Annotated in this window: 18 protein-coding genes; 7 read left to right on the top strand and 11 right to left on the bottom strand. The window is 57.0% G+C overall.

Annotated features, from left to right (window positions below; translation table 11 throughout):
* Nucleotides 1–15: 15 nt before the first annotated feature.
* A complete protein-coding gene (argC, locus tag RZ35_RS14345; protein WP_026743942.1) occupies nt 16–1020 on the bottom strand; it encodes an N-acetyl-gamma-glutamyl-phosphate reductase in 1005 nt (334 codons plus the stop codon).
* Between the two features lie 206 nt (nt 1021–1226).
* Here argC and argE point away from each other — a divergent pair, with 206 nt between their 5' ends.
* The gene (gene argE, locus RZ35_RS14340; RefSeq protein WP_026743941.1) at nt 1227–2378 is read left to right on the top strand and encodes an acetylornithine deacetylase; all 1152 of its coding nucleotides are present in this window, start codon (nt 1227–1229) and stop codon (nt 2376–2378) included.
* Between the two features lie 528 nt (nt 2379–2906).
* Complete coding sequence (ppc, locus tag RZ35_RS14335) at nt 2907–5546, top strand: phosphoenolpyruvate carboxylase (protein WP_026743940.1); 2640 nt, start codon at nt 2907–2909, stop codon at nt 5544–5546.
* A 153-nt stretch (nt 5547–5699) separates the two neighbouring features.
* Here ppc and RZ35_RS14330 read toward each other — a convergent pair whose 3' ends face one another.
* From RZ35_RS14330 to RZ35_RS14315, 3 genes are all read right to left on the bottom strand, one after another.
* Nucleotides 5700–6482: a tyrosine-protein phosphatase gene (locus RZ35_RS14330; RefSeq protein WP_026743939.1), complete on the bottom strand. Its 783-nt coding sequence runs from the start codon at nt 6480–6482 to the stop codon at nt 5700–5702.
* Between the two features lie 32 nt (nt 6483–6514).
* Nucleotides 6515–7273 carry a uridine phosphorylase gene (gene udp / locus RZ35_RS14325; RefSeq protein ID WP_026743938.1) on the bottom strand — a complete coding sequence of 253 codons (759 nt, stop codon included), beginning with the start codon at nt 7271–7273 and terminating at the stop codon, nt 6515–6517.
* Nucleotides 7274–9113: 1840 nt separating this feature from the next.
* Nucleotides 9114–9860: an SDR family NAD(P)-dependent oxidoreductase gene (locus tag RZ35_RS14315; RefSeq protein WP_026743936.1), complete on the bottom strand. Its 747-nt coding sequence runs from the start codon at nt 9858–9860 to the stop codon at nt 9114–9116.
* Between the two features lie 689 nt (nt 9861–10549).
* Between RZ35_RS14315 and RZ35_RS14310 the strand changes: the two genes are divergently transcribed.
* Entirely contained in the window at nt 10550–11560 is a 1011-nt protein-coding gene (locus tag RZ35_RS14310; protein ID WP_026743935.1) for a GntR family transcriptional regulator, read from the top strand.
* A gap of 335 nt (nt 11561–11895) precedes the next feature.
* Here RZ35_RS14310 and metE read toward each other — a convergent pair whose 3' ends face one another.
* On the bottom strand, nt 11896–14163 hold the full coding sequence (metE, locus tag RZ35_RS14305) for a 5-methyltetrahydropteroyltriglutamate--homocysteine S-methyltransferase (RefSeq protein ID WP_026743934.1): 2268 nt from the start codon (nt 14161–14163) through the stop codon (nt 11896–11898).
* Nucleotides 14164–14267: 104 nt separating this feature from the next.
* Here metE and metR point away from each other — a divergent pair, with 104 nt between their 5' ends.
* Nucleotides 14268–15206, top strand: coding sequence for an HTH-type transcriptional regulator MetR (gene metR / locus RZ35_RS14300; RefSeq protein ID WP_026743933.1), 939 nt, complete (start codon nt 14268–14270; stop codon nt 15204–15206).
* On the opposite strand, the gene RZ35_RS14295 is transcribed toward metR, so the two are convergent.
* From RZ35_RS14295 to RZ35_RS14270, 6 genes are all read right to left on the bottom strand, one after another.
* A complete protein-coding gene (locus tag RZ35_RS14295; RefSeq protein WP_026743932.1) occupies nt 15109–16008 on the bottom strand; it encodes a carboxylate/amino acid/amine transporter in 900 nt (299 codons plus the stop codon). The genes metR and RZ35_RS14295 overlap by 98 nt on opposite strands.
* Nucleotides 16009–16139: 131 nt before the next feature.
* Nucleotides 16140–16676, bottom strand: coding sequence for a lipid IV(A) palmitoyltransferase PagP (gene pagP / locus RZ35_RS14290; protein ID WP_235195125.1), 537 nt, complete (start codon nt 16674–16676; stop codon nt 16140–16142).
* 303 nt (nt 16677–16979) lie between these two features.
* Nucleotides 16980–17798, bottom strand: coding sequence for a serine O-acetyltransferase (gene cysE / locus RZ35_RS14285; RefSeq protein WP_026743930.1), 819 nt, complete (start codon nt 17796–17798; stop codon nt 16980–16982).
* A gap of 110 nt (nt 17799–17908) precedes the next feature.
* A complete protein-coding gene (gene gpsA / locus RZ35_RS14280) occupies nt 17909–18925 on the bottom strand; it encodes an NAD(P)H-dependent glycerol-3-phosphate dehydrogenase (protein WP_026743929.1) in 1017 nt (338 codons plus the stop codon).
* On the bottom strand, nt 18925–19398 hold the full coding sequence (secB, locus tag RZ35_RS14275) for a protein-export chaperone SecB (RefSeq protein WP_026738436.1): 474 nt from the start codon (nt 19396–19398) through the stop codon (nt 18925–18927). Before secB ends, gpsA begins: the two co-directional genes overlap by 1 nt.
* A 123-nt stretch (nt 19399–19521) precedes the next feature.
* Nucleotides 19522–19956: a rhodanese-like domain-containing protein gene (locus RZ35_RS14270; protein ID WP_026743928.1), complete on the bottom strand. Its 435-nt coding sequence runs from the start codon at nt 19954–19956 to the stop codon at nt 19522–19524.
* A 302-nt stretch (nt 19957–20258) separates the two neighbouring features.
* Here RZ35_RS14270 and envC point away from each other — a divergent pair, with 302 nt between their 5' ends.
* From envC to rfaD, 3 genes are all read left to right on the top strand, one after another.
* Complete coding sequence (envC, locus tag RZ35_RS14265; protein WP_026743927.1) at nt 20259–21536, top strand: murein hydrolase activator EnvC; 1278 nt, start codon at nt 20259–20261, stop codon at nt 21534–21536.
* Between the two features lie 2 nt (nt 21537–21538).
* Entirely contained in the window at nt 21539–22492 is a 954-nt protein-coding gene (locus RZ35_RS14260; protein WP_026743926.1) for a divergent polysaccharide deacetylase family protein, read from the top strand.
* Between the two features lie 98 nt (nt 22493–22590).
* Nucleotides 22591–23523, top strand: a complete 933-nt coding sequence (rfaD, locus tag RZ35_RS14255; RefSeq protein ID WP_026743925.1) for an ADP-glyceromanno-heptose 6-epimerase — start codon at nt 22591–22593, stop codon at nt 23521–23523.
* The last annotated feature ends 3 nt before the right edge of the window (nt 23524–23526 follow it).

Raw genomic sequence — 23526 nt, 5'->3', positions numbered from 1 at the left:
GCGCCTCAGAAATAATCAGAGTAAGGACTGGGTTTCAGGGAAACCAAAACGAATATTCATGCACTGTACCGCCTGCGCCGCCGCGCCTTTCAGCAGGTTGTCTTCGGTGGATACGACGATCAAATGTTCATCCTGCACCGAGAAACCGATATCGCAAAATGGCAGACCGACCACGGATTTCAACGCCGGAACACCTTTAGCGTAGATCCGGACCAGCGGCTTGTCGTGGTAGGCGTTGTAGTAGGCTTCAGCCACATCCTGTGCGGTCACGCCGGGACGCAGACGGCAGGTAATCGTTGCCAGAATGCCGCGCGGGAAATTACCCAGGTGCGGGGTAAAAATCACCGGAATCCCCAGATGAGCGACGATTTCGGGCTGATGCCGATGGGTGAAGAGTCCGTAGGGCTTCAGGCTGACCTCGCAGAAGCTGTTGGTCATGGTGGCCTTGCGTCCGGCCCCGCTGACGCCGCTGGTGGCGTCGATCACGGGCCATTGGTCGATATTCAGCAGACCGCTTTCCACCAGCGGCTTCAGCGCCAGCTGAGAGGCCGTGGGGTAGCAACCCGGCACGGCGATCAGCTGCGCCTGTTTGATCTCATCAGCCTGCCACTCGGCCAGCCCATACACGGCCTGCGCCAGCCAGTCGGCGTGCTGATGGTCGAAGCCGTAATAGCGGCTGTAAAAATCGGCGTCCTGCACGCGGAAGGCGCCGGACAAGTCAAACACGGTGCAGCCCGCCGCCAAAAATTGCGGCGCCAGATCGTGGCTCACCTTGTGGTCAGTGGCTAAAAACACCACGTCGACGCCTTTGGCCGCATCGGCAACGTCGGTGAGCGGTTGGACAGGTAAGTCGATAACGCCTTTAAGCTGGGGATGCAGTTCGGAGAGTGATTTTCCCGCATCTACACTTTGCGCTGAAACCGCCAAAGCGGTTATGTTCATCTGAGGGTGACGGTTCAGGTACAGTGCCAGCTCCGCGCCGGTATAACCACTTGCACCTACTATCAACGTATTCAACATGAGATCCGTGTACCTTTGTTATATCGCGATCGGTGAGACGAGAGCCGGGGACTGATGCGGATAAGCCGCTCCCCCCACGATGCCAGAAAAAAGCATAAGCGCGGTCCGCGCCGCAGTTTGTGATTTTCTTTCACCTGGCAATACTGTATTTTTATTCAAAATAAATGCATGAATATTGATACTATTCAAACCAGAGGCTGTCAACAGTGAAGATGAATTTACCCCCTTTTATTGAGCTGTACCGGGCATTGATCGCTACGCCATCCATTAGCGCCACCGATAGCGACCTGGACCAAAGTAATGAAAACTTAATCAACCTGTTGGCAGGCTGGTTTACCGATCTGGGCTTTCACGTTGAAGTCCAGCCGGTACCCGGCACGCGTCATAAATTCAACATGCTGGCGCGCCGGGGAGAAGGCAGCGGCGGCCTACTGCTGGCAGGACATACCGATACCGTACCGTTTGACGACGGGCGCTGGACGCGCGATCCCTTTACCCTGACCGAACACGACAACCGGCTTTACGGTCTGGGTACCGCCGACATGAAAGGGTTCTTCGCTTTCATTCTGGATACGCTGCGCGACATCGATCCGGCCACGCTAACCAAACCGCTTTATATTCTGGCGACGGCCGATGAAGAGACCACGATGGCAGGCGCCAAATATTTCTCCGAATCCACGCGCATCAGGCCGGATTGCGCCATCATCGGCGAGCCGNCCTCACTGCAACCGGTGCGCGCGCACAAAGGCCATATGTCCAAAGCGATACGCGTTCAGGGTCAGTCTGGTCACTCCAGCGATCCGGCGCGCGGGGTCAACGCCATTGAATTGATGCACGAGTCCATCACTCACCTGATGAAATTGCGCAATACCCTGCAAGAGCGCTATCACAATCCCGCATTCCACATCCCCTACCCGACAATGAACTTCGGGCATATTCACGGCGGCGACGCGGCCAACCGCATCTGCGGCTGCTGCGAACTGCATATGGATATCCGCCCGCTGCCCGGCATGGCGTTGAACGATATCAACGGCCTCGTGACCGAGGCGCTGGAGCCGGTCAGTTCCCGCTGGCCGGGACGCTTGACCATCAACGAACTGCATCCGCCCATTCCCGGCTATGAGTGTCAGGCCGATAGCCCTCTGGCGCAGGTGGTGGAAAAGTTGTTGGGACAACCGACGGAGGTAGTGAACTACTGTACCGAAGCGCCGTTTATCCAGCAGCTTTGCCCAACGTTGGTGCTCGGCCCCGGTTCCATCAATCAGGCACATCAGCCGGATGAGTACATCGATACGTCGTTCATCAAGCCGACACGTACGCTGATCGCACAGCTGATTCATCGTTTCTGCCAGCATTAATCTCTCCGTCTTGCCTGTCATCGATAGGCAAGACGCGTTCCCTTCAACATCGGTAATTCTTCACGGTTTACCTCTGCGCCTCACCGCTCGCGGCCTGGAAGCGTTAGCTTCAGCGTCTTCCAACAGATCTCCATGTAAAAATTTATTCTGAATAATCACTAAATAAGCAGTGATGGACGCTATCAGAGCGGACTATATGTGAAATAAAAAACCACAAAATACGCCCAAGGCGGCACGATTAATTACGTGAAAACACAAAAACCCTGCTTTTTTACGGGTTTTTACCCCTAGGGAACATCTCATCAACCCTTGTCCTATCTGGGTTTGTCTGGCCTTAATAAGCTAGTCTTATCTTAGGGATCAGGTGATGAAATTTCGCAAATTGCCTTTTCCCTACAGAAACGGGTACAACTGTAAAGATAGTGCTCACCACAGACGGGCGCGATCCTCTATTGCCAGACAAAAACATCACTCCACGTTTAAAGCGTAATATTTTCACAGGACAACGAGAGACGGGTCAGGACAAATATGAATGAACAATATTCCGCAATGCGCGGCAACGTCAGTATGCTCGGCAAACTGCTTGGGGACACCATCAAAGACGCATTGGGAGAAAACATACTTGAGCGTGTTGAAACCATTCGAAAACTTTCCAAAGCCTCCCGCGCAGGCAGCAATGAACATCGACAACAGCTGCTAAATACGCTGCAAAACCTTTCTAACGAAGAACTTCTGCCCGTTGCACGCGCTTTTAGCCAGTTTCTCAACCTGACCAATACCGCCGAGCAATATCACACCATCTCCCCGCACGGAGAAGCGGCCAGTAACCCCGAAACGCTGGCGCTGGCCATTCGCCGTCTGAAAGACAACGACAAACTGGACGAAAATCAGATCCGCGAGGCCGTGGAATCGCTCTCCATTGAATTGGTCCTGACCGCGCATCCGACTGAAATTACCCGTCGTAGCCTGATTCACAAACTGGGTGAGGTAAACCACTGCCTGAAACAGCTCGATCACGACGATCTGGCGGATTATGAGCGCCATCAGATCATGCGCAGACTCCGTCAGCTCATCGCTCAGTACTGGCACACGGACGAGATACGTAAAGAACGCCCCACGCCGGTCGATGAAGCCAAATGGGGCTTTGCCGTGGTTGAAAACAGCCTGTGGGAGGGCGTTCCCGCCTTTCTGCGCGAGCTGGACGAACAGCTGGAGCGGGAACTCGGCTATCGTCTGCCGGTGGAGGCAACGCCTGTCCGATTCACCTCATGGATGGGGGGAGACCGCGACGGCAACCCTAACGTCACGGCGACGATCACTCGTCGCGTGCTGCTGCTGGGTCGCCGAAAAGCGGCGGCGCTGTTTTTGAACGACGTGCAGGAGCTGGTTTCCGAGCTGTCGATGTCTATGTGTACGCCCGAATTGCAGCAGCTGGCCGGCGGCGACAGCGTACAGGAGCCGTATCGCGAGTTGATGAAGAAAATGCGCGCGCAGCTTGTCGCGACGCTAAACTATCTCGATACCCAGCTCGAAGGGAAATCCGCCCCCGAGCCGCAGGACCTGCTGGTCTGTAACGAGCAGTTGTGGGATCCGCTGTACGCCTGTTACCGCTCTCTGCACAGCTGCGGCATGGGCATCATCGCCGACGGGCGGCTGCTGGATACCATGCGCCGTGTACACTGCTTCGGCGTACCGCTGGTCCGCATCGACGTCCGTCAGGAGAGCACGAATCACACCGAAGCGATCGCCGAAATTACCCGCTATCTGGGACTGGGCGACTACGAGAGCTGGTCGGAAGCCGATAAACAAGCTTTCCTGATCCGAGAACTCAACTCCAAACGTCCGCTGCTGCCGCGCCAATGGCAGCCAAGCCCTGAAACGCAGGAAGTGCTGGATACCTGTCAGGTCATTGCACAAACCCCGCAGAACGCCATCGCGTCTTACGTCATTTCGATGGCCCGCACGCCGTCCGACGTTCTGGCCGTCCACCTGCTGCTCAAGGAAGCCGGTTGCCCCTATACACTGCCGGTGGCTCCTCTGTTCGAAACGCTGGACGACCTGAACAACGCCGACAGCGTGATGACGCAGTTGCTGGATATCGACTGGTATCGCGGCGTGATCCAGGGCAAACAGATGGTCATGATCGGCTATTCCGACTCCGCCAAAGATGCGGGCGTGATGGCGGCCTCTTGGGCTCAATACCGCGCGCAGGATGCGCTAATCAAAACCTTCGAGAAATATGGCGTGGCGCTGACGTTATTCCACGGTCGCGGCGGCTCTATCGGCCGAGGCGGCGCCCCGGCGCATGCCGCGTTGTTGTCGCAGCCGCCGGGAAGCCTGAAGGGCGGTCTGCGCGTCACCGAACAGGGCGAAATGATCCGCTTTAAATTCGGCCTGCCGGAAGTCACCATCAGCAGCCTGTCGCTGTATACCTCCGCCATCCTGGAAGCCAATCTGCTGCCGCCGCCGGAGCCGAAGAACGAGTGGCATCACATCATGGACGAGCTGGCTCGCACCTCTTGTGAAATGTACCGCTACTACGTCCGCGAAAATCCAGAGTTCGTCCCCTACTTCCGCGCGGCGACGCCGGAACAGGAGTTAGGCAAACTGCCGCTGGGCTCCCGCCCGGCCAAACGTCGGCCAAGCGGAGGCGTGGAAAGCCTGCGCGCCATCCCGTGGATTTTCGCCTGGACGCAAAACCGTCTGATGCTGCCGGCCTGGCTGGGCGCGGGCGCGGCTTTGCAGAAGGTGATGGATGACGGCAAACAGGATCAGTTGGAAGCGATGTGCCGCGACTGGCCGTTCTTCTCCNCTCGTATCGGCATGCTGGAAATGGTGTTCTCTAAAACCGACCTGTGGTTGGCGGAATATTACGATCAGCGATTGGTGCAGGAGAATTTATGGCCGCTGGGCCATCAGCTGCGCGCGCAGTTGGAAAAAGACATCAAAGCCGTGCTGACCATTTCCAACGACGACCATCTTATGGCGGATCTGCCCTGGATCGCGGAGTCTATCTCGCTGCGCAACGTCTATACCGATCCACTCAACGTCCTGCAGGCCGAACTGCTGCATCGCTGCCGCCAGCAGGAGACGCCGGACCCCGATGTCGAGCAGGCGTTGATGATCACCGTCGCCGGTGTCGCCGCGGGGATGCGCAATACCGGTTGATTCCGGCGAGTTGAAAGAGGGTGGAACCTTCCCGCCCGTCTGACCGAGACAACGCGTTCTACGCCGTCGTCTCGGCCCAGGCCTTTTCTCCACCTGCGGGCCGACCCTGCCACGATCGTGCGGCAAGATCGGCCCGTTGTTTTGCTAGCATGCTTAATCTAAATAGCGTTCGCGCAAGCGTTCCCGCGCTGACGCATCCAATCCGTAATCCCGCATCANCCAGTTGTCTATCGAGCCGTGCCGCTCACGTATCGTCCGCAGCGCCGTCTGCAGAAACTCCTCTCGAGCTGACAAAATAAAAGCGAACGGCCGCATTGCCGCCTCGCCGAGCACGGGCGTCAGCTCCTCGATCAGACGCTGGCGGAACGGCTCCAACGTGGTTTCTGTCAGGAGATAATCGTCCATTACCGTCTGTTCATCCGCCCCCAGCGCGAATAACACCAGCGCGACGCCGACGCCCGTCCTATCCTTGCCGACCGCACAATGCTGTACCAACGCGCCCTGGTCCGGCGCCTGCATCAACTGGACCAAGCAGTGGTAGGCGTGGTTGTCGAACGGCAGCCGTTCGTACACGGTGAGCATGAAAGCGCGTGCGTCCAGCTCGGCCAGTTTCTCCGGTCCCAACGATTCAAGATTGGCCGTCACCTCATGACTTGGAGGGTTAGCCGGCACGCCATGATAGCTGACACCCGCCCACAGCCGATCCGGACGCAGCGCGGCCTCCGAGATATCGCGATAATCGACCACATGCGCGACCGGCATACCGGCCAGATACGTGCGATCCTGATCGCTCAGTTCATCCAGCGCGCCAGCACGCAGCAGCTTGCCGGGGCGCACACGCCGACCGTCGGCTGCGGCCAGCCCGCCCAGATCGCGAAAATTGATCCCGCCGTTCAGCGGCAGGACGGAAGGATGCAGCGTCTTGGCTAACGTCATAGCGTTCCTTTAATGAGTGTAAATGAAGGGATTCAGGAGAGCAGCATGCGCGCCGCCGCCAGCACCACGTTCACCGACGCGGTTTCGGCCAGTTTCATCGTGGCGGCGTCGGGAGTTTCCTGCTGAGTGCGATTTACGATAACGCCCGCGACCATCCCCGCGCGCAGCCCCTGGCTGGCGCACATCGTCAGCAGCGTTGCGGACTCCATTTCGTAGTTCAGCACCCCCATGCTCTGCCACTCCTCCATCGACCCACGGAAACGGCGCACCACCCGGCGCGAGAAGGTATCGTAGCGCTCCTGCCCCGGATAAAACGTGTCGGAAGAGGCGGTGACGCCGACATGCAGCGTATGACCGGCGGCGCGGGTGGCCTCCACCAGCGCCGCCGTACAGGCGAAGTCCGCGACGGCGGGGAACTCCATTGGAGCGAAATGCAGGCTGGCTCCATCGAGACGCACCGCCGCCGTCGTCACCAGCACATCGCCGACGGCGATATGAGGCTGGATAGCCCCGGTCGTGCCGACGCGCAGAAACGTGCGAACGCCCAATTGCGCCAGTTCTTCTACCGCTATCGACGNGGAAGGCCCGCCGATGCCGGTCGAGCAGATGATCACCGGCTTACCCGCCAGCTCGGCGCGCCAGGACGTGAATTCGCGGTGAGATGCCAGAAAGACCGGTTTCTCCATCAGAAGGGCGATTTTCTCTACCCGCGCCGGATCGCCCGGCACAATCGCCAGTTCAGCACCATGAACATCTTCCTGGGTTAATCCCAGATGAAATACGTCAGACATATCGCTCTCCATCGATGTAGTGAATCAGAGGGCATCGCCTTGACCTAGCGTCGCTTACCCGGCAACTCAGTGAATTCGATCGATCCCGAAAGGGATAATCATTTATTGCTACCACACTATTATGAATAGATTTTTTTGTAATGCGATAAGGTCGACGAGGTCGCTCAGTCCATGAGACACGTCAGCGCGCCAGGAGTCATGCGCCAACATCGCGTACGCCAGACGGGCTTATCCGCGTATGAGCGATCAGGCATGGACGAAGTCTTGCCAACGCCGCACGAGATAGTTGTGTTCATCCATCACCGAATTCCAGACGGCAATATGCCCCATGCGCTGCTCGTAACTGCCTCCGTCGCGCAGTTCGCCCGGCATAATCAGAGGATTGCCGTGGGCATCCGGCAGCGTTTCGGCTGCGGGTTTGCCGCCGTACCAGAAATCCCATTCGGCGTCAGAAAGATAGGTGCGCGTACGCTGCGGATTGGAAATATAGTAGCCCTGCCGCGCCATGACCGCCCCCGGCCAGCCGGACTGCCACCAGTTAAGATAATCATAGGCGGCCTCTTTTACGCGCCCGCTGACGCAGCGCGACATCGACAAACCGCCGTACCAGGCGCGATAGCCCTCGCGCGGCACCGCCAGCTTGAACCCTTTTTGGCGGAAGTGATGACGAAAATACGTCGGCGCCCACAGGCTCTGTATGCACACCAGCTGATTGCCAATAAGNTTGCTGGCCTCATCATGCGTAGAACCCAACGCGGCAAAATGTCCTTGCCGGCGCAGGCCAGCCAATACGTCGGCCAGCCGGTCGATCTCTTCCAGCGTCAGGTTTCCCACGTTGCCGAACTTGAGCCGTCCACGCGCTTGCACCGCCAGCACGGCGTCCAACACGCCCATTGAGGCTTCATCCTGTAACGCGACCTGACCAAAGAATGCGGGATCCACCAACCATCCCCAGCTCTCCTCCTTACCGACGAGTGAAGCCGGCAGCCTCTCGACCTGATAGGCGAAGCTGTCCGTGTTGTGCGTCAGCGGAAGCATACTGATTTTATCGGTAGGGTGAGCGCCCAGTTCGCCATTATCCTGTACATACAGGCGATGCGAGGGTTCGCTGCCGCGGCTCAGCGCTTGGCCGGGCAACAGCCTGCCTCGCTTCGGGAGGTCGTTAATTTCATCCCAATACTGTAGTTTGGCGATCTCAAGCGGCTGGATTGCCTGTGCGGGCCAGACAAAGTCGATATTGTGAAACCACTGGTCGTATAGATCGTAACTTTCGGGGTGCATAACGGCGATGCGCTGCGCTTCTTTAACGCTGCATACCTGATAGTCGATACACATGCCTAAATCCTGCTCGGCCTGCTTTCGCAACAGCTCCAGCAGCGTCACTGAGGTTCCCAGTACTCGTAAGGTCACACCGCTGCTCTTCATCATTGACCACCGCTTTTCATGATCAAGGTAGTCTGAAAGCGACCCATGCCGCTTTCGCGTTTTGAAAGCCANTTTCCCCGCCTCATGATGTTCCCTCGCCGCAAGGGCGCGGAGAGATCACTGGCTGTTCGCCGAGGTACTGACGGGGAGAAACGAGAAAAGATCCCCGGAGAATGGCGGGGANGTGCTTTTTTTTCACAATAATAATACCTTTAAAACTCAATTGAGACGGGCCATACCGACGTCACCATCAATAGGCACACCGTTAAACAGCCCTGAAAATCTTTCGTGAAAGCGCGCGTGAGCCGGTGAGAACGCTATTGTGGCACCCTTGCCTACAATCGACGATACCGCAATCATCAACCGAGGCCGTTAGCGGGAGCGTCGCCCGAACTCAACGTCGGCATTTGACGGATCACGGCATGACGTCGCCGGAATTCGGCCCCAGCGTTTGACCGACGAAGAGGTTGCCGCCGGGATCGCTAGCCAGCAGCAGCGCGGCCGGCGCTACCTCGCAAGCGTTTCCGAACCGCCCTAACGGCAGCTCGGCGGCTTTGGCCTTTTTCCAATCGCTGCTGATACCGTCAATCATCGGCGTTGTTATCGGGCCGGGAGCGATGGCATTGACCAGCACGTTGTGCGGCGCCATCTCCAGCGCCAACGATTTAGTAAATCCAATGACGCCGGCTTTCGCCGCCACATAATGGCACAGTTCGGCTCCGCCTTTGATACCGAGCTGAGAGGCGATATTGATGATGCGCCCCCAACGCTGACGCCGCATCCACGGCAGCGCCCGCTGGGAAGAGAGAAATACGCTGCGCAGGTCTACCGCCATCATCTCCTCCCACATCTCCAGCGTGATCGCCTCACAGGGCGCCTGCGTCAACAGCCCCGCATTATTAATCAGTACATCGATACCGTCGTAGTNCCGAACGCAGTCATCAACGCTTTGCTGCGCTCCCGACGGCGTCCCAACATCCACGACGCTGCCATAGCATTCAACCCCGCGTTGGCGACAACGCTCGACGACGCATTCCAGCCCTTCCGCATTGCGATCGGACAATAGCAGGCGCGCGCCATAGTGTGAGAAAAGTTCGGCGATAGCGAACCCTATACCGCTGGCCGCGCCGGTGATAACAACGCGTTTTTCCTGTAATGACATTACATCCTCCCTAATCCGGCCGCTGTGGAGAGACCGTCGTCGATAATCAAAGCGCTGGCTAGGGCGCGTTCTATGCGTATAGCCAGCACATAAAATATAAATAGCAGATAATCAGACGAAAAAAGCGATCCCACCGGCGAATGCGGGATTTTATCCCACGATGTTTAGCAATAACCGCGAGCACAACCTCCGGGTCATCACGCTCATGGGCTGTCATTATCCTTCGCCAAAGCACGACCAGCGGATAGAGGAGGTCTTTCCCCTATCCCGCCAACGCCGGACACCGAGGATCTCTTCAGTCATCTGTTTTTCCACACAAAATGCGTTTGATCCGTCGAAAACGCCATAAAGCGCCTAAAATAGATAGCTTTCTATTTAATTGGCGCGTCACTATTCGCCAGTAATATGGGCGATTGAGACCCAAAAAAAACAAAAGATTATCGCCAATAACAAAAATATCAGATAAATATCTCGTAAAATATTGAAAAACAATAACACACCGACATATACACCTAAAAAATCACGCCTTCGATGAGTATTATCCATAAACGTATCTTATATTAAAACATCCATTATCGAGCGTGAAATATCCAATTAGACTGTTTTTTAACCGCCATCAGTCACGCACATCGCCGCAGAGGTGTGCGATAATGGCGTCATGCGCATGGCAGGAGACGATGTCATAAAGGATGTTAACTACACACGATAATAAAAAACCGGACATTCGTGGCACAGCACGTTACGAAATGATCCATCAGGTATTGCAGCAGGCCATCAAGGCAAACACGTTGCCTGTCGGATTGGTCATGCTGGAAGGACCGCTTGCCGAATTGTTCGGTACCAGTCGCGTTCCCGTCCGGCGGGCTCTTGGGCTTTTGCATGAAGAAGGGTTGATTCGCCGCTTCGAAGGCCGTGGTTTCATCGTCGCGGCGGAGGCTCAGGAAATCGAACCTGTGCGTATGCCGCTCAACCGCACCATGCTGGGGTTTGATCAGCAGCAAGAGCTGGTGGACACGCGCAGCACCGGTGAGAAAGTGCTCAGCGACCTGCATGAAGCGCTGTCTACCTGTATGGTCTTCGGTCATTACCAGCTCAACGAGGCCAATGCGGCCGAGTTTTACCACGTTAGCCGCAATGTCATCCGCGAAAGTCTGATGCGACTGCGCGATCGCGGTCTGGTAGAGAAAGAGCCTTACTCTCAATGGCTGGCCGGACCGCTGACCGCCCGTGAAATCCGCGAGCACTATGAAGTACGAGCCAGTCTTGAACCCGCCGCTCTGCGTCGGGCAGGCCCCCTTATCCCTCAGAGACATATCGATGCCAGTCTGACGCATATCGAGCGTATTCGAACCAGTAAAGTCAGCACGGGAGCCGAACTCGAGCAGGTAGAAGACGATCTTCATCTGCTCAGCCTGGAGTTTGCGGGCAACCGCACGTTGGTTGATATTCTTCGGCAAAGTCACTCTACCTTGACTATCGCGCGCATCTTCCATGAAACGCTCTCGCTGCCCGTTGATGAAGCTATGGTAAACGAGCATCAGGTGATCTACGAACAACTGCTTGAAGGGGACTGGGACCTCGCAGCACAGACCCTGGATGAGCACCTGGCGAATGCTCAGAATCGAACGCTGAAAAAGCTAAAAGTCCTGTCCGTACTCCCGGAACCCACGCTCCCCCCCTATCTGCAACGCCTCAGCTGACCGTCGGCACTTTCAGGCAGCAAAGAACGCCTTTATCGCAGCGATATGAAGAGACTCTCCGCAAAGACATCGTCCCATAGCGATTCAAACGCCCCGTCGCCGTCTTCGGCAGCGGAGGCTGAAACACGCCTATTGACCGGCTGTCGCGACACTGCCGCCTCAGACGATAAAAGAGTAAAAGCGAGTGAAAAAACCGGGAGAACGCGCAATAAAAAACAGGGAAACTCTCGTTCCCCCGTTGAGACATCAATGAGCCTGCGGGTGGCTCATGCCTGCGGACTGATACGTCCCGGCGAAGCGCCGGGACACTGACGGGACGGCTCTCTCGTCAGCGATCAGGCCTGCGTTTCTCGCAGACGTTTGGCCGCCTGCACCATGTTGGCCAGTGATTGACGCGTCTCCGGCCAACCGCGAGTTTTCAGACCGCAGTCCGGGTTCACCCACAGACGATCGGCAGGGACGTATTCCGCCGCCTTGCGCAGCAGCGCTTCAATCCATTCCACGCTCGGGACGTTCGGCGAGTGGATGTCGTAGACGCCGGGACCGATTTCGTTCGGATATTCGAACTCTTCGAACGACTCCAGAAGCTCCATGTCGGAACGCGAGGTTTCGATGGTAATGACATCAGCATCCAGCGCGGCGATGGAATCCATGATGTCGTTGAACTCGCAGTAACACATGTGGGTGTGGATCTGCGTGTCGTCCTGAGCAATCGCGGCATTCAGACGGAATGCTTCCACCGCCCATTCCAGATAGGCTTTCCAGTCGGAGCGATGCAGCGGAAGACCTTCACGCAGCGCCGGTTCGTCGATTTGGATGATACCAATGCCGGCTTTCTCCAAATCTTCCACTTCGTCGCGCAACGCCAGCGCAATCTGCTTGGCGATGGTTTCACGGCTGACGTCTTCACGCGGGAATGACCAGCACAGGATGGTCACCGGACCAGTCAGCATGCCTTTCACCGGCTTGCTGGTTAACGACTGCGCGTACTTCGCCCACTCGACGGTAATCGGTTCCGGACGGCTGATGTCGCCGATGATCACGGGCGGTTTCNCGCAGCGGGAGCCGTAGCTCTGAACCCAGCCGTTCTGCGTGAAGACGAAACCGTCCAAATGTTCGCCGAAATACTCGACCATGTCGTTACGCTCGGCTTCGCCATGCACCAGCACATCCAGATCCAGACGCTCTTGCTCGGTGATCGCCTGTTTGATATGTTCGGCAATCCCCGTCCGATAGTGCTGTCCATCCAGACGCCCCTGTTTGAAGTCCAGACGCAAACTGCGGATTTCGGTGGTTTGCGGGAATGAACCGATGGTCGTCGTCGGCCATGACGGCAGTTGGAAGCGAGCGCGTTGGGCTTCCGCACGCTGCGGATAAGGATGCTGGCGCTGGCTGTCTTTCGCCACAATGGCGGCCAGACGTTTTTCCACCGCCGCATTATGTACGCGGGTGGAGGTGCGACGAGCGCGGATCGGCGCGCTGTAGACTTCCAGCGGTTTACCGTCGCCGCTGTTCAGCGCGGTGGTCAGCAGTGACAGCTCACTACATTTTTGCAGCGCGAACGCGAACCAGCTTTTCACTTCATCATCGAGACGCGTTTCTACGCTCAGGTCGATAGGACTATGCAGAAGAGAACAGGAGCTACCGATCCACAGCGTACGTTTCCCGACCAGCGGCTGGAGGCGTTCATACCAGGTGCTGAGATCTGCACGCCAGACGTTACGACCGTTGATGACGCCGAGAGACAGTACCCAATCCGCCGGTAGCTGTGCGTTCAGCGTCGCGGCGTCGTCTTTGCCGTGCACCAGGTCAACGTGCAGCCCCTGAACCGGCAGCCCTTTGATGGTATTCAGATTCTGGCCGATNCTATCGAAATAGGTGGTCAGCAGCAGTTTCACCTGCCCTTGCAGTGCGTCGTACGCCGGTTTGAACGCCGTCAGCCATTTGTCTTCAAGTTCCAGCACCAGCGCCGGCTCGTCGATCTGCACCCATTCGATACCGCGTTTCGCCAGTTCACCGAGAACCTGTTTGTACACCGGCAGGATATCGTTCAGCAGCGACAGGCGATCGAACGCCGCGCCTTTCNCTTTACCCAGCCACAGATAGGAGACCGGTCCCAATAGGACGGGCTTGACTTTATGACCCAGCGCCAACGCTTCATCGACTTCGTCCAGCAACTGCGTCCAGGTGAGTTTGAAACGCTGACCCTGGGTAAATTCAGGCACCATGTAGTGGTAGTTGGTATTAAACCACTTGGTCATTTCCGCTGCGGCAGCCGGTTCGCCGGTGGGCGCACGGCCACGACCGATGCGGAACAGCGTATCCAGATCGACGGAGCCATCCGCATTCTGGTGACGCGCCGGCACATTGCCGAGCAGCAGGCTGGNGGTTAATACATGATCGTACCAGGCAAAATCGCCCACCGGCAGCAGGTCCACGCCAGCATCCTTTTGTTGCTGCCAGTGACGAGCGCGCAGATCGCGACCGACAGCCAGCAGTTCTTCCTGGGTGGTGTTTCCTGCCCAATAGCTTTCCTGCGCTTTTTTCAACTCACGACGTAAGCCGACGCGAGGAAAACCGAGAGTATGATTTACAATTGCCATGCTTGAATTCCCATTTAGCCGTCCAGATGTTTACACATCCATAATCCGCAGGTAGTGTAGTAAGCACAAGCGCAATTTATTCATTGTCACTGTGAAGGACTCTCATGATCGAACTAAAACACTTACGGACGCTGCTGGCGCTGCGCAATACAGGATCGTTAGCCGCCGCCGCCGCACAGCTCCATCAAACGCAATCCGCGCTATCGCATCAATTTAGCGATCTGGAGCAACGTTTGGGATTCCGGCTATTCGTCCGTAAGAGCCAACCGCTACGATTCACTCCACAAGGAGATATTTTGCTGCAGTTGGCGGAGCNGGTGCTGCCGCAGATCCAACNGGCGCTGCAGGCCTGCCACGAACCTCACCAGGCCACGCTGCGTCTGGCCATTGAATGCCACAGCTGCATTCAGTGGCTGACGCCAGCGCTGGAAAATTTTCATCAGAGCTGGCCGCAGGTCGCCATGGACTTCAAGTCCGGCGTCACGTTCGACCCGCAGCCGGCTTTGCAGCAAGGAACGCTGGATTTGGTGATGACTTCAGATATTTTGCCGCGTAGCGGTCTGCACTACTCGCCGATGTTCGACTTCGAAGTCCGACTGGTGCTGTCCCCCGACCATCCGCTGGCGGCCAAAGAACAGATCGACCCGGAAGATCTCAGTGAGGAAACGCTGATGATTTACCCCGTGCAGCGCCAGCGCCTGGATATCTGGCGCCACTTCCTGCAACCAGCGGGCGTCAGCCCGGCGCTGAAGAGCGTGGACAATACGCTGCTGCTGATCCAAATGGNGGCGGCCCACATGGGGATCGCCGCGCTGCCGCACTGGGTGGTGGAGAGTTTCGAACGTCAGGGACTGGTCGTCACTAAAACGCTGGGGAAAGGATTGTGGAGCCGGCTGTACGCCGCAGTGCGCGATGGCGAGCAGCGTCAGCCGGTGATTGACGCTTTTATTCGTTCGGCGCGTCAGCACGCCTGTTCGCATCTGCCGTTCGTGCGGGACGCTTCGCAACCCAGCGCTGATGTACCCACAACGACGATAGAATAACGGCCGAGCCGACGATAAAGCTCGGCCAATGCGGTCGTTCCTGCCAAATCGCGAAATTGACCAACAGGCCTGCCGGAACGTGAAAGTTGTTCATAATTCCCAACGTTCCGGCATCCACCTGCGTCGCGCCATAGTTCCACATGAAATAACCGATGCCGGACGCCCCAATTCCCAGCCATACCAGTACGCCCCACTGCACAGAAGTGGNCGGCAACTTATGCGCGTCGCCGAACAGCAGCCAGGCCGCCACCGAAACGCCCAGCGCCCCCAGATAAAACCAGGAGAATGCGCTGTGCTGCGGCATGGGGTAGACCTCCATCAGCCGCTTGTAGCCAACCTGTCCGATGGCAAAGAAGATATTGGCCGCCTGCACCAACAACAAGCCCCACCAGAACTGTCCGCTGATGCCGTCGTAACGAATCACCGCCGCGCCCGCCACGGCCAGCAGCGCACTGAGCGCGTAGCCCCAACGCAAGGGTTCCCGTTTTAGCAGATCGTAAATCAACGTCACATATAGCGGCGTCATGACGGTAAACAGCAGGAACTCCGGCACGGTGAGATAGAGATAGGCCTGGAAAGCGAACAGGTACATGATGCCCAGTTGACAGGCGCCCACCAGCAGATAAAGCAGCAGCGCCCGCGGCGCATAGCCCCGCCAGCGCAGGAAAGGCAGAAAGATGAGGGCGGCTAGCCCGACGCGCACCAGCACCGAGAACCAGCTGTCGACGTGACCCGCCAGGTATTCGCCAATCAGGCTGAAGGAAAAGGCCCATAGGATAGTCGTAACGATCAGTAATAGCACGGGGTGACTCACTCAAATAGCGCTCAACAGGAACCACTATTGTAAATGAGTTCTACGCGGGATTTTTCACCAATGCGGTTGACAACCGAACAAATAAAGCGCGATTGTCAGCCGCATTTCACGTTAACAACTTAGAATTGCCAGCGCAGCCAGGCGAAGAAGACGTTGCCGTTGTTGTATGTTCCAGGAATGTAGGTTGCCTGGAAAGACAAACGCTGATAGTTGATCGAGGCCAGCGGCAGGAGCACCGGAATCGGGATGTAGTTCCAGTTATCCCGCATGGTTACGCCCGCCGTGAAGCCCAGCCCCAGATGGAAATCGCCATTGACCGTCGGCTGCCAGCGTTTTTCATAGCCGTAGCCTCCAATCGGCTCCCACTTGTTAAATGAGTCCTTGAACGCCATCAGATACAGGCCATGCCAGTCGCCGTCCTGATCAAACCGCGTCACGCCGAAGCCCGCGCCCCATGGACGCTCATTGTAGCGATCGGTCTTTTCCTTGTCGTAGGTCCAGCGGTTATGCCAGGTGATTGTCGGTACGTAGAGATCGTAAGACTGCGGCGCGCTCCAGGTCGTGGACAGATTGGTTTTGGCCCGTTGCCAAAACCCCGCCTCCGACGCCGTCGTTTCCTGCTCTTCCGCATTTATGGAAGCGTTTTTGGAAGCCATATCTTCAGCCATCACCGGGGCCGAGAGTACGGTCAAAAGGGGTAAACACCGAGAAGGTACAGCTAATTTCAACAACATATCCAGTTCTCAATTACTCATAAAATCCGCACAGCCGCTGTCAAGGCGGTGTCTTTTCAGAGGGTGCGGCGATGGGGAAAGATAGAAATAACATGTGTGGTCTCAGGCAAAAAAATCGCGTTGCTCTTCAGGAAGATCACACCACGAGGACAGGCGACGCAAAGCGTTTCGCCCGAGAGTGCGGCCTCATTCCAGAGCGCTTGAGAGCATCAAGATCGACGGCGCTCAAATGCCGTCTCCGTATTCAAAACCGCGAGCGCCGTTGAAATACTGATCCATATCCATGGAAGGTTTATCTGTTTCAGGTCGACCCACGATACGCGCCGGCACACCGGCGGCGGTGGTATGAGGAGGAACCGGTTGCAGCACCACGGAGCCGGCGCCGATTTTGGCTCCACGTCCCACCTCAATGTTTCCTAAAATTTTGGCGCCAGCGCCGATCATCACCCCTTCACGAATTTTGGGATGGCGATCGCCGGACGTTTTACCGGTTCCGCCCAGCGTGACCGACTGAAGAATCGACACATCGTTTTCCACGATAGCGGTCTCGCCGATGACGATCCCCGTCGCATGGTCCAGCATGATGCCGCAGCCGATGCTCGCCGCAGGATGGATATCCACCCCAAAGGACACTGAAATCTGATTTTGAAAGTAGGCCGCCAGCGCCCGGCGATCCTGTAACCAGAGCCAATGACCGATGCGATAGGCTTGNAACGCGTGAAACCCTTTCAGGTAGAGTAAAGGCGTAGAATACTTATCCACCGCGGGATCGCGCAGGCAGACGGCTTGAATATCGCGCGCGGCGGAGACAATCATCTGAGGATCGGCCCCGTAGGCCTCTTCCAGCACTTCACGAATGGCAATGGCGGGCATGGTGGAGCTGGCCAGCTTGTTGGCCAGCATGTAGCTCATCGCGCTGCTCAGATTCTCATGTTTCAGTAACGTCGCATGAAAAAAGCTGGCCAGCATGGGTTCGCCCTCGGCCAGACTTCGCGCCTCATCTTTGATGTTTTTCCAGACCAGCTCTAATTCATCATTAGACATTGCAACCGTCCTCCGAAGTCCATCGCGTACTAAAGTCATGTCTTCTCTCTGCAGGACAAAACGCGATAGGCGCCATCAGTCGGCGAATACCCGTTATCCTTGAAAAGGGATTAGCTGGCGCTCTCGTCCTTACGCGACCGGCCCAGCAGGCTCAGCGCGGCTTCTCGTGCATCTTTGCCGCAGTAAANCACCTGCCACAACTGTTCGGTAATCGGCATCTCGACGTTAAGACGCTTGGAAAGGGCCATGACTTCTTTTGTGTTACGGTAACCTTCCACGACCTGACCAATCTGGTCACGGGCCGCATCGACGCTCATCCCCTGCCCCAGCATCATGCCAAAACGTCGGTTACGCGACTGATCGTCGGTACAGGTCAGAACCAAATCGCCCAATCCGGCCATCCCCATAAACGTCGAAGGGTCCGCCCCCAGCGCAACGCCAAGGCGAGTCATTTCCGTCAGGCCGCGGGTAATCAATGCCGTACGGGCATTCGCGCCGAAGCCCATCCCATCAGACATGCCCGCGCCAATGGCGATAACGTTTTTAACCGCACCGCCCAGCTGCACGCCGATAAAATCCGGATTTCGATAAACCCGGAAGCTCTTGCCGCAGTGCAGCAGTTCCTGCAGGTCATCGGCAAACTGGCTGTCCGTCGACGCCAGCGCGATAGCGGTAGGCAGGCCGGCAGCCAGCTCTTTGGCGAATGTCGGCCCCGACAGCACCGCCAAAGGTATTGCGTCGCCCAACGCTTCTCGCGCCACGTCCTGTAAGAGACGCCCCGTTTCAGCTTCCAGCCCCTTGGTCGCCCAAACGATGCGCGCATCCGCGCGCAGATGCGGCTTGATCTGGCGCAAGACGTCGCCAAAGACATGGCTCGGCACCACCNCCAGAATATTTCGGCTGGCGGCCACGGCACGCGTCAGATCGCTCTCCAGCAGCAACGTATCCGGAAAAGGCACATCCGGCAGAAACGCTTGGTTGCACCGGGCATCCTGCAACGCCTGCACGTGGACAGGATCATGACCCCAGAGCACCACGTCATGGCCGTTGCGCGCCAGTGTGATCGCCAGTGCGGTGCCGTAGGAGCCGGCGCCGATAACGGTCATGGAAGCATCAGGCATGTTCATCAGGCATCCAGCTGCGGCGCGGCGGCGCCTTCTTCGGAAGCTTGCTGTTCCAGGTAGTTCATGAACAGAGCATCAAAGTTGACCGGTGCTAGGTTCAACTGCGGGAAAGTACCGCGGGAAACCAGGCTGGTGATGCATTCGCGCGCATACGGGAATAGTACGTTCGGGCAGTAAGCGCCCAGGCAATGAGCCAGCTGCGGACCTTCAAGACCGGAAACGGTGAAAATACCCGCCTGCTGAACTTCACACAGGAACGCCGTTTCTTCACCCAGCAGCGCAGTCACCGTGACACGCAGTACCACTTCATAGACGTCATCGGCCAGCTGGCTTGACGCCGTATCCAGATCCAGTTTGACCTCTGGGCTCCACTCCTGCTGAAACACCTGCGGTGCCTTCGGCGCTTCGAAAGAAATATCTTTAGTGTAGATACGTTGGATTTGGAATGAAGTTTCGACGTTGTTGTGTTCGGACATAGTTAAAAATACCTTTTGTTAGATTTCCTTGACGCGCTTCCCTGTCTGCGGAAAGTCAACGCCATCGCTAAGGGCCCGCGCCCGGTCAATCATTGCCGCAGGCGCGACGAACGGCCGTCCGGGTTACTTGCCGCGGACCAGTGGAAGGTTCTCGCCGCTCCAACCCGTAAGACCCTCTTTCAGGATCACGACGTGGGTAAAGCCCGCATTGAAGAGCTGCTCCGCCGGCTGACGAGAAGACATCCCGTTAGCGCAAACCACGATGACAGGCTGAGCCTTGTGTTTTTCCAGTTCGCCCAGGCTACCGTTTTTAATATCGTTAGGTAACAGGTTGATGGAACTGGCGATGTGTCCACGGCGATACTCTTCGCGCGTACGCAAATCCACAACGACCGCATCTTCTTTATTGATGAGTCGGATTGCTTCTGTACGAGCAACCTCCTTCACCTTCGAAAACTTACTTTTAAACGTAAGCACAATGACCATAACAAGCAACACAACCCAGGCCAGGCTGAGGATCGGGTGTCTGCTAACGAATGGCATAATCTCTTGCATAATGTCTTGCATGAGGTGTAACGACTCCGGAATCAGTTAAGCAATCAATATTGAGGTGTTTGAGTATACCTGCGCGATAGGGCAAATACAGCCTGAAAGCCAATATCGCCGAGCGAATCTGCGCGTAGCTACATAAAAACCCGCCATAAAGCGCCGCGAACGATCATTTTATGCGGAGAGCCTTCTACTTATCTATTATTGATGTCATTGCAGCCTGCGCCGACGCCTCTCGCACACAGTTAGTAATAGAAACCCTGAGTGAGACAACTGGTCAGCGGCTGTGCATCGTGGAATAATCCATCATCATGAATAAAAGCGCGTTTTCTGTACCGTTACGGACAACAGGCCGCCAACGTCGGCGACTTCGCTGCGCCAGTGCATTATGCATTGGCGCTTTGCTATTGCCGTTTTGCAGCGCGGCCGACGACAGCCAGCAACAGCTCAAATCTTTGCAGCAGAATATTGCGGCTAAAGAAAAGAGCGTGCGAGAGCAGCAACAGCGGCGCAGCGCGCTGCTGGAGCAGTTGAAACGGCAGGAACAGTCGATTTCACAATCCAGCCGCCAACTGCGGGAAACGCGCGGCACGTTGGAGAGTCTCGCGCAGGAAATCAAGGCGCTCAACGCCTCCATCACCAAACTGCAGTCGCGACAGAAAGCGCAGGAGCAACTGCTCTCACAACAGCTGGATGCCGCCTTCCGTCAGGGTCAGCACAGCGGGATTCAACTCATTCTGAGCGGCGAGGAAAGCCAGCGTCGCGAACGTATTCTGGCGTATTTCGGCTATCTAAATCAGGCCCGTCAGGAATCTATCGCCCATCTGCAGCAAACGCGCACCGACCTTGCACAGCAAAAACAGGCGCTGGGAGACCGGCTGGCGCGTCAGCAAAGTTTGCTCAGCGAACAACAGCAGCAGCAGAAAACTCTCGAACAGGCCCAGGGCGAACGCCAGAAAACGCTGAGCACGCTGGAAAGCACGCTGGAAAAAGACCAACAGCAACTGACTGAACTACGCCAGAACGAAGCGCGCCTGCGCGACAAAATCGCCCGCGCAGAACGGGAAGCGCGCGCGCGCGCCGAGCGAGAAGCCCGGGAGGCTGCGCGCGTCAGAGAGAAAGAAGACAAGGCCAAACGCAGCGGCACCCGCTATACCCCCACCGACAGCGAACGTTCTTTGATGGCGCGCACCGGCGGACTGGGAAGACCGGATGGACAGGCCTTCTGGCCGATTCGCGGCCAAACCCTGCACCGTTACGGCGAGCCATTGCAGGGCGAACTTCGCTGGAAAGGACTCGTGATCGGCGCACCGGAAGGCACCGAGGTCAAGGCTATCGCCGACGGCAGCGTGCTGATGGCCGACTGGCTGCAAGGCTACGGTCTAATGGTCGTGGTTGAGCACGGTAAAGGCGACATGAGCCTGTATGGATATAACCAGAGCGCACTGGTATCCGTCGGCGACAAGGTCAAGGCAGGACAACCTATCGCGCTCGTCGGCACCAGCGGCGGACAAAGCCAACCGGCGCTGTATTTTGAAATTCGACGTCAAGGTCAGGCCGTTAACCCACTCCCCTGGTTAGGAAGGTAGTTTTGCGTCCATTCATTTCTCGCGTTATCTCGGCTATCGCCCTGTGTGGCCTGGTTGTTCCAGCCTGGGCCGGCAAACTGTCCATCGTTATCGACGACTTCGGCTACCGCCTCCACGATGAACGACAGGTGCTGGCTATGCCGACGGCAATTTCCGTCGCGGTGCTGCCGAACGCGCCTAACGCGCGAGAAATGGCGACGGAGGCCCACCAGCAGGGCCACGAAGTCCTGATCCATCTGCCCATGGCCCCGATGAGTAAGCAGCCGCTGGAGCGNGATACTTTGCGTCCGGACATGAGCAGCGAAGAGATTCAGCGCATTCTGCGCGAGGCAGTCAGCAAAGTCCCCTATGCCGTCGGGCTGAATAATCACATGGGCAGCGCCATGACCGCCAGTCTGCCGGGAATGCAGAAGGTCATGCAGGCCATGACCGCATACCCGCTCTNCTTTCTGGACAGCATGACAATCGGCAGCAGTCAGGCCAGCCGCGCAGCGGAAGGCACCGGCGTCAAAGTCGTCAAGCGCAGGGTTTTTCTGGACGATAGTCAGAACGAAAACGACATTCGCAAACAATTCAACCGGGCCGTCGAGCTGGCCCGCCGCAACGGTTCCGCCATCGCCATCGGGCATCCGCATCCGAACACCCTTCGCGTACTTCAACAGATGCTGCCCACGCTGCCGCCCGATATCGTGCTGGNGCGGCCTAGCCAGTTATTGAACGAGCCTCAGGAACCGCAGCATTACCGGACGGTGCCGGTTTACACCGCATCGAAAAACGCGTTCCGCGCGCCGCAGCAGTGCCGCGCTAAACATCAGCTGCCGCCGATGCCTCAACCACAGGTGCTTAGCCAGCTTAGCGAGAACATGGGCAACAGCGTTCCCGTCGTCTATCTCAAGCAACGTTGGCAANCCTGGATGGGCGCCCCCTTCACCGGGACATCGCCTGTCGAAAACTAATGCCAAGCTGTCCGCTGGAAAATGAAATGCTATGATAGCGCCCAATAGATAGCGTGAGGCGCGGTGCCTCACCTAACAGCTTAGCAAGGGTAACTCCCATGATTATCGTGACTGGCGGCGCCGGCTTTATCGGCAGCAATATCGTGAAAGCCTTGAATGACCAGGGTTACCGGGACATTCTGGTAGTTGATAACCTGAAAGACGGCACCAAATTCGTCAACCTGGCGGATCTGGATATCGCCGACTACATCGACAAAGAAGATTTCATCGCCAATATCGTCGCCGGCGACGATTTAGGTGACATCGAAGCGATTTTCCACGAGGGCGCCTGCTCTTCCACCACCGAGTGGGACGGCAAGTACATGATGGATAACAACTATCAGTACTCCAAAGAGGTGCTGCATTACTGCCTGGAACGCAGCATCCCCTTCCTGTATGCCTCTTCCGCCGCCACCTATGGCGGACGTAGCAAGGATTTCGTGGAAGAGCGTCAGTTCGAACAGCCGCTAAATGTCTACGGTTACTCCAAATTCCTGTTCGATCAGTACGTGCGTGAAATCCTGCCGCATGCAGGCTCGCAGGTCTGCGGCTTCCGCTATTTCAACGTCTACGGGCCGCGTGAAGGCCACAAAGGCAGCATGGCCAGCGTGGCATTCCACCTGAATCAGCAAATCCATCAGGGCGAAAATCCGAAGCTGTTTTCCGGCAGCGAAAGCTTCAAGCGCGACTTCGTCTATGTCGCCGACGTCGCCGCCGTGAACCTGTGGTTCTGGAAACAGGGCGTCTCCGGTATTTTCAACTGCGGGACTGGCCGGGCTGAGTCGTTCCAGGCCGTCGCCGACGCCGTGCTCGAGTATCACAAGACCGGCAGCGTTGAGTACATTCCCTTCCCGGAAAAACTGCAGGGCCGCTATCAGTCCTACACTCAGGCGGATCTGACCAAACTGCGCGCGGCCGGTTATGACAAGCCGTTCCACACCGTCGCTGAAGGCGTAGCCGACTACATGGCCTGGCTTAACCGCGACGCGTAATCC

It is taken from the genome of Lonsdalea quercina subsp. quercina, assembly GCF_000688655.1.
Lineage (GTDB): Bacteria > Pseudomonadota > Gammaproteobacteria > Enterobacterales > Enterobacteriaceae > Lonsdalea > Lonsdalea quercina.
The sequence above is the reverse complement of the archived record's forward strand: the minus strand, read 5'-3'. Positions and strand labels throughout refer to the sequence as shown.